The 12,859-nt window shown below is 64.8% G+C and carries 12 protein-coding genes; 11 read left to right on the plus strand and 1 reads right to left on the minus strand.

What is annotated here, in order from left to right:
* Window positions 1-216 precede the first annotated feature (216 nt).
* From E1809_RS03755 to E1809_RS03770, 4 genes are all read left to right on the plus strand, one after another.
* The gene (locus tag E1809_RS03755; RefSeq protein WP_235835417.1) at window positions 217-492 is read left to right on the plus strand and encodes a YlxR family protein; all 276 of its coding nucleotides are present in this window, start codon (window positions 217-219) and stop codon (window positions 490-492) included.
* Window positions 493-644: 152 nt separating this feature from the next.
* Complete coding sequence (gene infB / locus E1809_RS03760; RefSeq protein WP_133202889.1) at window positions 645-3,539, plus strand: translation initiation factor IF-2; 2,895 nt, start codon at window positions 645-647, stop codon at window positions 3,537-3,539.
* Between the two features lie 230 nt (window positions 3,540-3,769).
* A complete protein-coding gene (rbfA, locus tag E1809_RS03765; protein ID WP_133202890.1) occupies window positions 3,770-4,279 on the plus strand; it encodes a 30S ribosome-binding factor RbfA in 510 nt (169 codons plus the stop codon).
* A gap of 82 nt (window positions 4,280-4,361) precedes the next feature.
* Window positions 4,362-4,844 carry a nucleoside deaminase gene (locus E1809_RS03770; RefSeq protein ID WP_133202891.1) on the plus strand — a complete coding sequence of 161 codons (483 nt, stop codon included), beginning with the start codon at window positions 4,362-4,364 and terminating at the stop codon, window positions 4,842-4,844.
* Between the two features lie 24 nt (window positions 4,845-4,868).
* Here E1809_RS03770 and E1809_RS03775 read toward each other — a convergent pair whose 3' ends face one another.
* Window positions 4,869-6,023 (minus strand): pyridoxal phosphate-dependent aminotransferase, encoded by a 1,155-nt coding sequence (locus E1809_RS03775; protein WP_133202892.1) that lies wholly within the window; start codon window positions 6,021-6,023, stop codon window positions 4,869-4,871.
* A 107-nt stretch (window positions 6,024-6,130) separates the two neighbouring features.
* Here E1809_RS03775 and truB point away from each other — a divergent pair, with 107 nt between their 5' ends.
* The 7 genes from truB (at window position 6,131) to E1809_RS03810 (ending at window position 12,788) form a co-directional block, all read left to right on the plus strand.
* On the plus strand, window positions 6,131-7,081 hold the full coding sequence (gene truB / locus E1809_RS03780) for a tRNA pseudouridine(55) synthase TruB (protein ID WP_133202893.1): 951 nt from the start codon (window positions 6,131-6,133) through the stop codon (window positions 7,079-7,081).
* A 2-nt stretch (window positions 7,082-7,083) separates the two neighbouring features.
* Window positions 7,084-7,437: a hypothetical protein gene (locus E1809_RS03785; RefSeq protein ID WP_133202894.1), complete on the plus strand. Its 354-nt coding sequence runs from the start codon at window positions 7,084-7,086 to the stop codon at window positions 7,435-7,437.
* A gap of 23 nt (window positions 7,438-7,460) precedes the next feature.
* Entirely contained in the window at window positions 7,461-7,889 is a 429-nt protein-coding gene (locus tag E1809_RS03790) for a hypothetical protein (RefSeq protein WP_133202895.1), read from the plus strand.
* 77 nt (window positions 7,890-7,966) lie between these two features.
* Window positions 7,967-8,950 carry a bifunctional riboflavin kinase/FAD synthetase gene (locus E1809_RS03795; protein WP_133202896.1) on the plus strand — a complete coding sequence of 328 codons (984 nt, stop codon included), beginning with the start codon at window positions 7,967-7,969 and terminating at the stop codon, window positions 8,948-8,950.
* Between the two features lie 25 nt (window positions 8,951-8,975).
* Entirely contained in the window at window positions 8,976-9,830 is an 855-nt protein-coding gene (kynA, locus tag E1809_RS03800) for a tryptophan 2,3-dioxygenase (protein ID WP_133202897.1), read from the plus strand.
* A 181-nt stretch (window positions 9,831-10,011) separates the two neighbouring features.
* Window positions 10,012-10,281: a 30S ribosomal protein S15 gene (rpsO, locus tag E1809_RS03805; protein WP_133202898.1), complete on the plus strand. Its 270-nt coding sequence runs from the start codon at window positions 10,012-10,014 to the stop codon at window positions 10,279-10,281.
* A gap of 254 nt (window positions 10,282-10,535) precedes the next feature.
* Window positions 10,536-12,788, plus strand: coding sequence for a polyribonucleotide nucleotidyltransferase (locus E1809_RS03810; RefSeq protein ID WP_133202899.1), 2,253 nt, complete (start codon window positions 10,536-10,538; stop codon window positions 12,786-12,788).
* Window positions 12,789-12,859 lie beyond the last annotated feature (71 nt).

A 12,859-nucleotide genomic window follows, 5' to 3' on the forward strand; every position in this document is an offset into this window, starting at 1 on the left:
AGGCATGGCCTGGATTCGGTAGCCGGGCATTCTGGGGCTTAGAATGGATGGAACCGGGCCTATGCCCGGTATCCGTGCGCTTTGGCGTGCTCACGGCAAAGAGTGCAGAACGCGAAGGCAGGAAAGACACTGAGGCGATTGATGGACCCGGTGACTGAACTGCCCCGCCCCAGGCACCAGCCTGTACGCACCTGCATCGGATGCCGGAAACAAGGCATGCGGAATGAGTTGATCCGGCTTGTCGCCGAAGGCGACGGGTCGCCCGTCGTCCTGGTGGATGTACGACGCCGGATGGCTGGCCGGGGTGCTTGGCTGCACCCCAGCAACACATGCCTGACGCTGGCAAGCAAACGGCGTGCTTTCGTGCGGGCCCTTCCGGGCACAAGCGAGATCACCGCAGTCCAAAGCTACCTGGCGGCAGTCGTGCCACCTGCGGACACACCCGTGAAAGCAGGAAAACCGTCCAAACCTGAAAGCGGGTCAGAAGACTGATGGAAACCCGATGAGTTCCCAGCGATGAGTGCGTAACGATGACATCTTTGTTGCGCTCTGCACAGGGCCTTTCCGCCGCATTCGTGGCAGGGGCCCGCAGTAAGAAGTAGACGGTTCGTGCCTGGCTCGGTGCGGACCGAGACAGGAGAAATGTGGCCAAGGTCCGCGTACATGAGCTCGCCAAAGAGCTCGGTATTACTTCCAAAGATGCAGTGACAAAACTGCAGGAATTGGGCGAATTCGTTCGCTCCGCCTCGTCAACCATCGAGGCCCCCGTCGTGAAGAAGCTTCGCGACGCCTACCCTGCTGCTGGTGGCGGTGCCGCAAAGGCGTCCGCACCTGCAGCTCCCCGCGCTGCCGCCCCGGCTGCGCCTGTTGCCCCCGCGGCTCCTGCCGCGCCCGTGGCATCCCGTCCGGCTCCCGGCCCCGCCGCGCCCAAGGCCCCGGTTCCGGCTCCCAAGGCTGAAACCCCGGCGCCTGCCGCACCGGCAGCTCCCGCAGCTCCGGCGAGCCCTGTTTCCGCCAAGCCCGGTGCCCGTCCGGCACCCCGGTCCGAAGCGCCGAGCCAGTCCCGCCCCGGTGGCGGCCAGGCACCGCGTCCGGGTGGCCCGCGTCCTGGCAACAACCCGTTCGCCACTTCCCAGGGCATGCCGCGCGGCCGTGGCGGCGACGGCGAACGTCCTCCGCGCCCGGGCAACAACCCCTTTGCAACCTCCCAGGGCATGCCACGTCCAGGCGGCAGCCGCACTGACGGCGAACGTCCGGGCGGTCCCCGTCCCGCTCCCGGTGCGGGTGGACCCCGTCCGGCAGCTGGTGCCGGCGGACCCCGCCCCGCAGCCGGAGCCGGTGGACCCCGTCCGGGTGCCCCGCGCCCCGGTGCACCCCGTCCGGGCGCTCCGCGCCCCGGCGGTCCGGGCGGCAACCGGCCTAGCCCGGGCATGATGCCCAACCGCACCGAGCGTCCCGCTCCCGCAGGCGCAGGCCGTCCGGGCGGAGCCGGTCGTCCCGGCGGCGGTCCCGGTCGTCCGGGCGGCGGTCCGGGCGCAGGCACCGGTGGCGGAGCTCCCGCCGGCGGTGGCTTCGGCAAGGGCGGTCGCGGTCGCGGCGGTACCCAGGGTGCCTTCGGCAAGGGCGGCGCAGGACGCGGCAAGCAGCGCAAGTCGAAGCGCGCCAAGCGCCAGGAACTCGAGCAGATGAGTGCTCCGTCGCTGGGTGGCGTATCCGTACCCCGCGGCGACGGCAACACCGTTGTTCGGCTCCGTCGCGGTTCGTCCATCACCGACTTCGCTGACAAGATCGAGGCAAACCCCGCAGCGCTTGTCACCGTGCTTTTCCACCTCGGTGAAATGGCTACGGCTACCCAGTCGCTCGACGAAGACACGTTCGGCCTGCTCGGTGCCGAGCTCGGCTACCAGGTCCAGGTTGTCTCGCCGGAAGACGAAGAGCGCGAGCTCCTCGATTCCTTCGATATCGACCTTGAGGCAGAACTCGAAGCCGAAGGCGACGATGTCCTCGAACCGCGCCCGCCGGTTGTCACCGTCATGGGCCACGTTGACCACGGTAAGACCCGACTGCTCGACGCCATCCGGAAGACCAACGTGGTTGCCGGCGAACACGGCGGCATCACGCAGCACATCGGTGCCTACCAGATCAGCCACGTGCACGAAGGCACTCCGCGCGACATCACGTTCATCGACACCCCGGGTCACGAGGCGTTCACCGCCATGCGTGCGCGTGGTGCGAAGGTCACCGACATCGCCATCCTGGTTGTCGCAGCCGACGACGGCGTCATGCCGCAGACGGTGGAAGCGCTCAACCACGCCCAGGCTGCCAACGTGCCGATCGTCGTCGCGGTCAACAAGATCGACAAGGAAGGCGCGAACCCGGACAAGGTCAAGGGCCAGCTCACCGAGTACGGCCTGGTTCCCGAAGAATACGGTGGCGACACCATGTTCGTTGAGGTTTCTGCCCGCCAGAACCTGAACATCGAGGAACTGATCGACGCCGTCCTGCTTACCGCAGACGCCGCCCTGGACCTCCGCGCCAACCCGGACAAGGACGCTCGAGGCATCGCCATCGAAGCGAACCTGGACAAGGGCCGCGGTTCCGTGGCCACCGTCCTGGTCCAGTCCGGTACCTTGGCTGTCGGTGACACGATCGTGGCCGGTACGGCCCACGGCCGCGTCCGCGCCATGTTCGATGAAGACGGCAACGCCCTCGACATCGCACTCCCGTCGCGTCCGGTCCAGGTCCTCGGCCTGTCCAACGTGCCGCGCGCAGGTGACACCTTCCTGGTAACCGCCGACGAACGCACGGCCCGCCAGATCGCCGAAAAGCGTGAAGCAGCGGACCGCAACGCCGCCTTGGCCAAGCGCCGCAAGCGCATCAGCCTCGAAGACTTCGACAAGGCTGTCGCCGAAGGCAAGATCGACACCCTCAACCTCATCCTCAAGGGTGACGTTTCCGGTGCCGTGGAAGCCCTCGAAGACGCCCTGCTCAAGATCGACGTCGGAGACGACGACGTTCAGCTGCGCGTCATCCACCGCGGTGTGGGTGCCATCACGCAGAACGACGTCAACCTCGCCACGGTGGACAACGCCATCATCATCGGCTTCAACGTCAAGCCCGCCGAGCGCGTGGCCGACCTCGCCGATCGCGAAGGCGTGGACATGCGGTTCTACTCCGTCATCTACTCGGCAATCGACGACATCGAGCTGGCCCTCAAGGGCATGCTCAAGCCGGAGTACGAGGAAGTCCAGCTCGGTACGGCCGAAGTCCGCGAAGTGTTCAAGTCCTCCAAGTTTGGAAACATCGCAGGCTCGATCGTCCGCTCGGGCATCATCCGCCGTAACACGAAGGCACGCGTCAGCCGCGGCGGCAAGGTCATCGGCGAAAACCTCACGGTTGAAACGCTCAAGCGCTTCAAGGACGACGCCACCGAGGTCCGCACGGACTTCGAGTGTGGTATCGGTCTTGGCTCGTACAACGACATCGTCGAAGGCGACATCATCGAGACCTTCGAAATGCGCGAGAAGCCGCGCTCGTAGGGCGTTCGCTTTGGGTGGGGCCGTTGGATCTTTCCGGCGGCCCCGGCCCGTTCCGCCGATATGGGGGCCCCGCCCCTTCGCTGGGTGGCCCGATGCCACTCCCGGGCCCCCATATCGGCTCCACGGGCCTCTGCGGGGAGCTCGCCGTGGGCTGTTCTCGGCTGCCACGGCATTTTTGAACTTAAGTGCGTTGGTTTGTATCGCCGTCGTACGGAACTTTAGGAGTAAAAATGGCTGATCCGGCACGCGCTGCCAAGTTGGCGCAGCGGATTAAGGTTGTCGTGGCCGAGGCGCTCGGCCGGCGGATCAAGGATCCGCGCGTCGAGAACATCACCATCACCGACGCACGCGTCACCAACGATCTTCAGCACGCCACCGTGTATTACACCGTCTTCGGTGACGAAGCCGCCCACACCGATGCCGCCAAGGCGTTGGAAAAGGCCAAAGGCGTGCTGCGCCAGGAAGTCGGACGCAACATCACCGTGCGCCTGACGCCCACCCTCGAGTTCGTTGCAGACCTCATTCCGGTCAACGCCTCGAACCTTGAGGAATTGTTGCGCGTCGCCAAACAGCGCGACGCCGAAGTGGCCGCGCTGGCCGCCGGCGCCACGCACGCGGGCGACGCCGATCCTTACAAGAGCGATGCCCCGCAGGACGAGGACATCGACGAAGACGACTTCGACGAAGAAGACATCGACCTGCGGGCCGATGAGGATATCGACGAAGACAGCGGCGTATAACCCAAGGATTCGGGGGAAGGCCGGCCCCACGTGGAGCCGGCCTTCCCTGCCTTCAAGCGCCTTCGATGGCTAAGATCGGAGCATGGCGCCGGACGAAGCTCAACAGCGGGGGACTTATCTCGACCACGCGATCAGGCTCGCCGTGCAAAACGTGTCCGACGGCGGCGGTCCTTTCGGCGCCGTCGTGGTCACCCCGGACGGACGCATCCACGAAGGCGTGAACAGGGTCACCCGCGACAACGACCCCACCGCGCACGCGGAAGTCGTCGCGATCAGGCGCGCCGCCCTTGAAATCGCTTCGTTCGACCTCAGCGGCTCCGTGCTCTACGCGAGCTGCGAACCGTGCCCGCTTTGCCTTTCGGCCGCCCTCTGGGCCAGGATCGGCCACATCTATTACGCCGCCGACCGCCAAGGAGCTGCCCGCGCGGGCTTCGACGACGCTCTCTTCTACGAATACTTCGACGGTGCCCGTCCCACGCTCCTGCCGGTGGACCACACGCCACGGACGACGTCGGAAGATCCCTTCGACGCGTGGCGGAACGACGCGGAACGAACTGACTACTGACGGCGGCCGATCACTGACGAGCGGCTACCGCCGCGGCGGGAGGTGTTTGACGCCGTCTAGCAGTTCCTGCTGGTCGCCGCACAAAGCGATGCGGATCCAACCCTCGCCGATGGAACCGAACGCGGTGCCCGGCGCCACCGCCACGCCTGATTCCGCGAGGAACCGGTGCACCCACGCGCGGACGTCGCCGCCGCTGGCATGCGAGACGTCGGCCCACAAGTAGAAGGCCCCCTGCGCGCCCAGGAACGGGATGCCCTTTTCAGAGAGGACCGCGGAAGCCGCGTCACGGTTGGAACGGTAGTGCTCGCGCGCAGCGTCGACGTAGTCCTGCGGGCCCGTCAACGCCGCAATGGCCGCGTATTGCGACGGCGAAGCAACACAGGAAACGATCGCCTCCATGACGTTGTTCATGGTCCGCTCCAAGCCGGGCGGGCAAATGAGCGCACCGATCCGCAAACCCGTCAGGCCATAGGTCTTCGACAGCGTGAGTGACGTGAAGACCCGTGCTTTCCCGGGCTCGACGCTGTCGAAACGGGCAGGGCTCGTGTGCGGAACCTCGAAAGTGAAGGCCTCGTAGCATTCGTCCGAAATGATCCACAGATCGTGCTTGACCGCCAGTTCCACGAGTTGCCGCGTCACATCCTCGCCGATCACGGCGCCCAACGGATTGGACGGCGAATTCAGGATCAGCACCTTCGTCCGTGGGGTGATGAGCGCCTCAATGTCCTCGATGTGCGGTTGGAACGCGTTTTCGGGGTAGAGCGGGTAGCGCACGGGCACGGCATGAATGAGGCGGCTGGTCATCACAAAGGTCGGGTACCCGGGATTCGGGATCAGGACTTCGTCCCCGGGCGCGAGGAGCAGGCTCATGGCGAAGTGCAGACCCTGCTGCGCGCCGTCCACGACGTAAACCCGCTCGGCGCCGACCTCAACTTGGTTGTGGGCCCGGAACCTTGCGGCGAAAGCTTCGCGCAGCGCCGGGATTCCGGCATTCGGGGTGTAGTTCGTCTCGTCGCGATCGAGGCAGGCGATGCCTGCCTCCAGGACATGCCGGGGGAGTGCGAAGCCGGGTTCGCCGATGCTGAGCGTTATCGCTCCCGGAGTGCGCCATGCCGCCTCGGTGATTTCTCGAATCTGGTTCACGGGGACGTCCGGGATGTGCGCGGCTAGCTCAGGCATGGGGCCATCTTAGCTGCGGCCGCCCAACTCCTTCGGCAGTCCGGCGGGGACGGGCGGGCATCGGCAGGCCGCCGGACGCATGCCTCGGCGCGGATATACTGGGAGGCGTGCTTTCTGGACTGGTGATCGTCGACAAGCCGCAAGGATGGACCAGCCACGACGTGGTTGGCCGGATGCGGAGGCTGGCCGGTACCCGGAAAGTCGGCCACGCCGGGACCCTGGATCCCATGGCTACAGGAGTCCTTGTCCTGGGAATCAACAAGGCCACAAGGCTTCTGACCTACATCGTCGGCACGTCGAAGACCTACTCGGCCACCATCCGCCTTGGCGAATCGACCATCACGGACGACGCCGAAGGCGAGGTCACAGCGAGCCGCAGTGCCGCCGGAGTCACCGAGGACGCCATCCGGGCAGGGGTGGTGCAACTCAGCGGCGACATTCAGCAGGTTCCCAGCAGCGTGAGTGCCATCAAAGTCAACGGCGAACGGTCCTACGCGCGCGTCCGGTCCGGTGAAGAAGTCAAGCTCGCGGCCCGTCCCGTGACCATCCACCGTTTCGATATCCACGCCATCCGAAGGCCCGACGACGGCAAGACAGTCGACGTCGACGTCACCGTTGAGTGTTCTTCCGGTACCTATATTCGAGCGCTGGCGCGCGACCTTGGCGAGGCACTCGGCGTCGGCGGCCACCTCACGGCGCTTCGCCGCACCCAGGTGGGACCGTACACCCTGGAGCAGGCCCGCACCCTCGAGCAATTGGCCGAGGAACTTGAAATCCTCGACATGTCGGACGCGGCGCGGGCACTGATGCCCAACCGCGAACTGAGCGACGCCGAAACCACCGAAATCTCCTTCGGCCGCCGCATTGCCGCCGGACCCGATGCCGGTACCGATCAAGCGGCTACCGCCGAAAACCCCGCCGCCGCCTTCTCGCCTTCCGGCGAATTGGTGGCGTTGCTTGCCGACGCGGGAAGCTTCGCCAAGCCCGTCCTGGTGTTCGCGCCGGACACCGGCAGAACGGATGCCGGCAGCCCGGCCGACGAAGGGCAGGCATCCTAGGCATGGATGGATACTTCTACGCGGTCCTGATTGTGGGCCTGTTGTCGACGATCATTTGCGTCGTCGCGGGCGTGATGAAAAAGGCGCCTAACGACGTCACGATTTTGTCCGTTGCCGCCGTCGAACTCGTTTTGCTCGTATATCTCGTGGGCTCGATTATCCGCGTGGCGCTCGGCGAGAAAATCGCCGGCGAGCCCTGGGAGTTCTGGGGATACATCATCACCGCGCTGATCCTCCCGGTCGGGGCCGTGTACTGGTCCATCCTGGAGCGGACGCGGTGGAGCAATTTCGTCATGGGCGCAGTAGGAATCACTGCGATGGTCATGGCGGCCCGCATGAACCAGATCTGGTACTGACATTGGAAGAAGAAGCAGACGAAGTGACAGTTGAGACCACCCCGAAGAAGACCCGGGACACCCGCAATACCGGTCCCGGAAGGCTGCTGATCGCGGTCTACGCGGTTTTCGCTATCTCGGCCACCGCGCGTGCCGGGTACCAGATCCTCACCAAGTTCGCCGATGCTCCCTTGGCGCATGTCCTCTCGGCCTTCGCCGCCGTGGTGTACATCGTTGCCACGATTTCCCTTGCGAAGCCGGGACGGACCTGGTTCAAGGTTTCGCTTGTGGCCGTCCTCGTCGAATTGGTCGGTGTCCTGGTGGTGGGGGCAGTGAGCCTCTTCGATCCGGTGGCGTTCCCGCACGACACCGTGTGGTCCTACTTTGGCAGCGGCTATGGTTTCGTGCCCTTGATCCTCCCTGTCCTCGGCTTGCTCTGGCTCTACCGGCGGCGTCCGTCGGGCAGCGCGTAGCAGGTAACCTTAGAGAGTTCCGGGGCCGGACCAGGCCGCCGGGCATTAGCGACTACCAGCAGTAAAAGGCGAGGTTGATGGTCCACATCTGGAACGATCCCACCGAGGTCCCCGAGGATTTCGGTCCAAGCGTCGTTACCATCGGGAACTTTGACGGCGTCCATCGCGGACACCAGCAGGTGCTGTCGCAGCTTTTGCGCACGGCAGGGCAGCACGGTGGACGGTCCGTCGTCGTCACCTTCGATCCCCACCCGTCCCAAGTCCACCATCCGGACTCCGCCCCCGAACTCATCATGGGCCTGCAGGACAAGCTGGATGCCTTGGCCGACTTCGGCGTCGACGCCGTCCTTGTCATGAAATACAACCTTGCCCTGGCCGCGATGACTCCGGAGGAATTCGTCAGCACCGTCCTGCTGGACGGCCTCCACGCGGCGCAGGTCGTGGTGGGCCACGACCTCCGCTTCGGCGTTGGCAACTCAGGCGACGTCGAAACGATGCGGACCCTCGGAGAGAAGCTTGGGTTCGGGGTACAGGTGGTCACCGAGTACGGCGCCGGAGGCTTCCCGGTACACGACGACGGCGGCACGGACCGCCGCTGTTCCTCCACCTGGGTGCGCGAGGCACTGGCCGAAGGCGACGTCGAGACCGCGGCGGCCATCTTGGGCCGGCCCCACCGGATGAGGGGCGAAGTTGTCCACGGTGCCGCGCGCGGGCGCGCCCTTGGCTTCCCGACGGCGAACCTGGATCACGGATCGACCGGATACATTCCCGCGGACGGCATCTACGCAGGCTGGCTCGTCGACGAGTCCGGCACCCGCTGGCCGGCCGCGATTTCCGTCGGCTCCAACCCGACGTTCGACGGCGTGAGCCGCCAGGTGGAAGCCCACGTCATCGACCGGCCCAACGAGGCTGTGGAAGACTTCAACCTCTACGGCCAGACCGTCGTCGTCGAATTCACGGCGCGCCTCCGCGGCATGGTCGCGTATCGGGGACCCGAGGCACTGGTCGAGCAGATGCGGCTGGACGTCGTTCAAGCCCATAAGCTGCTCCTCGACCAATAGAGAGAAAAATAGCGAAAGAAGCCCCGTGAGCGTTGAAAAGAACACCCGGCCACTCGACGAAGGCATCGTCAGGGATTTCAGCTCTCGCATGAGCTATGGCTCGTACTTGCAGCTTCCTGTGCTGCTGAGTGCCCAGCAGCCCGTGAGCCGGCCGGAACACCACGATGAGTTGCTATTCATCATCCAGCACCAGACCACTGAATTGTGGCTCAAGCTGGTCCTGCACGAACTCCGCAGTTCCGCGTTGTGGCTGCGCGAGGACGATCTGGGCGCCGCGCTCAAAGGGATTGCACGCGTCAAGCACATCCAGAAGACGCTCACTGAGCAATGGTCGGTGCTGGCAACGCTTACTCCTACCGAGTACTCCGAGTTCCGCGGGTTCCTGGGCAACGCCTCGGGCTTCCAATCGAGCCAGTACCGGGCTGTCGAGTTCATCCTCGGGAACAAGAACGCCAAGATGCTGCCGGTGTTCGAGTCCGACCCGGAGTCAAAGGGGATGCTTGAGGAGCTCCTTCACGCTCCGAGCATCTACGACGAATTCCTGGCCTACCTGTCCCGGCACGGTTATGACGTTCCGGCCTCCGTCCTGGAACGGGACGTGACCGTTGCCCACGAATTCGCTCCCGAGCTTTTGCCCCTTTTCAAGCACATTTATGAGCACGCCGCGGACAACTGGGCCGCTTACGAGGCCTGCGAGGAACTCGTGGACCTGGAGGACAACTTCCAGTTGTGGCGGTTCCGGCACCTGCGCACCGTGCAGCGGACCATCGGACTGAAGACCGGCACCGGCGGCTCAAGCGGCGTCTCCTTCCTGAGGAAGGCGCTCGACCTCACGTTCTTCCCGGAACTGTTCGCGGTCCGCACCGAAATCGGGCAGTGACCCGCCTTTGAGGAGCGTCACACGGCTCCTTTCGACATCTTTGCCGGGCTGCCGGTAAACTGGGGGATGGATCCGGCTGCAGTCCGTGGCGGCTGGACCTGTTTTGTGTGCGGTCAACGCCACTGACAACCCGGCAGTGAAGCGCTGAATCGGGACGCACGGCACAACTCTAGGAGTTCATGTGGCACTTGAAGCCGCTGTTAAGCAGTCCATCATCGAGGCATACGCAACGTCCAAGGGCGACACCGGTTCGCCGGAGGTCCAGATTGCGGTCCTGACTCAGCGGATCAAGGATCTGACTGAGCACATGAAGGAGCACAAGCACGACTTCCACACCCAGCGCGGTCTGCTGGCCATGGTCGGTCGTCGCAAGCGCATGCTGGGCTACCTCAAGAAGACTGACATCGCACGCTACCGTTCGCTCATCGAGCGCCTCGGCCTGCGCCGCTAGTTTGACTTCGGGCGGCCCGATCCCTGGACCGGGCCGCCCTCTTCACGACAACTACATCACAGACCCAAAAAGAGGAGTTCGATCGCACGCGCATTCGCGGTCCTCGGTAGTGATCCCCGGGAGGACCGGCCATCGTTTTGATGGCCTTGCCCGTGGGTCTCGATCGATGACCGGGTGTCGTCCGGGCCAGGAAAAGACGCTGGTCCCGGGTTGTGCGGCGGACTTCCGCAATCAAGAAACGGAGGTGACTCTCAATGGAGGGTCCCGAAATCCAGTTCTCAGAAGCCATCATCGACAACGGCCGTTTTGGCAAGCGGGTCATCCGCTTTGAGACCGGCCGCCTTGCCAAGCAGGCCGCCGGCGCCTCGATGGTCTACATCGACGACGACACCGCCCTGTTGTCCGCAACCACGGCAGGCAAGTCCCCGCGCGAAGGCTTCGATTTCTTCCCGCTGACCGTGGACGTCGAAGAGCGTATGTACGCAGCCGGCCGCATCCCGGGCTCTTTCTTCCGCCGTGAAGGCCGCCCGTCCACCGAAGCCATCCTCGCGTGCCGCCTCATGGACCGGCCGCTGCGCCCCGCATTCGTCAAGGGCCTGCGCAACGAAGTCCAGATCGTCGTTACCGTCCTCGCCATCAACCCGGATGAACTTTACGACGTCGTCGCGATCAACGCTTCGTCCATGTCCACCCAGCTTTCCGGACTCCCGTTCTCCGGCCCGATCGGTGGCGTTCGCGTCGCATTGATCGCCGACGAGCAGGGCAGCGAATGGGTTGCCTTCCCGAAGCACTCCCAGCTTGAGAACGCCGTCTTCAACATGGTTGTCGCCGGCCGCATCGCCGGTGACGACGTCGCCATCATGATGGTTGAAGCCGAAGCCACGGACAACTCCTGGAACCTCATCAAGGAACAGGGTGCAACCGCCCCCACGGAAGAGGTTGTGGCCGAGGGCCTCGAAGCCGCCAAGCCGTTCATCCGCGCCCTGTGCGAAGCCCAGGCCGACCTCGCTGCCCGCGCTGCAAAGCCCACGGTCGAGTTCCCGGTCTTCCTGGACTACGAAGACGACGCTTACGCCGCCGTCAAGGCCGCTGCAGCCGAGAAGCTTGCCGCTGTCTTCCAGATCGCCGACAAGCAGGATCGCGACAACGCCTCCGACGACCTCAAGGACGAAGTCCTGGGTGCCCTCGCCGGCGAGTTCGAAGGCCGCGAGAAGGAACTCTCCGCAGCATTCCGTTCCCTGACCAAGCAGGTTGTGCGCCAGCGCATCCTGAAGGACCAGGTCCGCATCGACGGCCGCGGGCTGACGGACATCCGCCAGTTGACGGCCGAAGTTGAGGTCCTGCCCCGCGTCCACGGTTCCGCCATCTTCGAACGCGGCGAAACCCAGATCATGGGCGTCACCACGCTGAACATGCTGAAGATGGAACAGCAGATCGACTCGTTGTCGCCGGTAACGCGCAAGCGCTACATGCACAACTACAACTTCCCGCCGTACTCCACCGGTGAGACCGGCCGCGTCGGTTCGCCGAAGCGCCGCGAGATCGGCCACGGCGCCCTTGCCGAGCGCGCCTTGGTTCCGGTCCTGCCGTCGCGCGAGGAATTCCCGTACGCCATCCGCCAGGTGTCCGAAGCCCTCGGATCCAACGGTTCGACGTCGATGGGTTCCGTGTGTGCCTCCACGCTGTCCCTGCTCAACGCAGGCGTGCCGCTCAAGGCTCCGGTTGCCGGTATCGCAATGGGCCTGGTGTCCGACGAAGTGGACGGCCAGACCCGTTACGCGGCCCTGACCGACATCCTCGGCGCCGAAGACGCTTTCGGTGACATGGACTTCAAGGTGGCTGGCACGGCCGAGTTCGTCACCGCCATCCAGCTGGACACGAAGCTCGACGGTATCCCCGCTTCTGTCCTGGCCGCAGCCCTGAAGCAGGCCCGTGAAGCCCGCTTGCACATCCTGGACGTCATCAACGCCGCCATTGACACCCCGGATGAGCTTTCCGAGTTCGCGCCGCGGGTTATCGCCGTCAACATCCCCGTTGACAAGATCGGCGAGGTCATCGGCCCCAAGGGCAAGATGATCAACCAGATCCAGGAAGACACCGGCGCCGACATCTCCATCGAGGACGACGGCACGGTCTACATCGGCGCTACCGACGGTCCGTCTGCCGAAGCAGCACGCGCAGCGATCAACGCCATCGCGAACCCGCAGGTGCCCGAAGTCGGCGAACGCTACCTGGGTACGGTCGTCAAGACCACCACCTTCGGCGCATTCGTGTCCCTTACCCCGGGCAAGGACGGCCTGCTGCACATTTCCGAGCTGCGCAAGCTGGCCAGCGGCAAGCGCGTGGACAACGTCGAAGACGTCGTCTCCGTGGGCCAGAAGATCCAGGTCGAGATCACCAAGATCGACGACCGCGGCAAGCTGTCCCTTTCCCCGGTTGTAGCCGAGGAAGAAGGCGCATCCTCGGAAGAAGCTCCGGCCGAAGAAGCCGAAGTTTCCGCAGAGTAGCCTCTACCGGCACAACACGCGGCGGGACCGGTGGACATGTCCACCGGTCCTTCCCGGTTTAACAACGAACC

Origin of the sequence: Arthrobacter terricola, assembly GCF_004354015.1 — a bacterium.
GTDB classification, from domain to species: domain Bacteria; phylum Actinomycetota; class Actinomycetes; order Actinomycetales; family Micrococcaceae; genus Arthrobacter; species Arthrobacter terricola.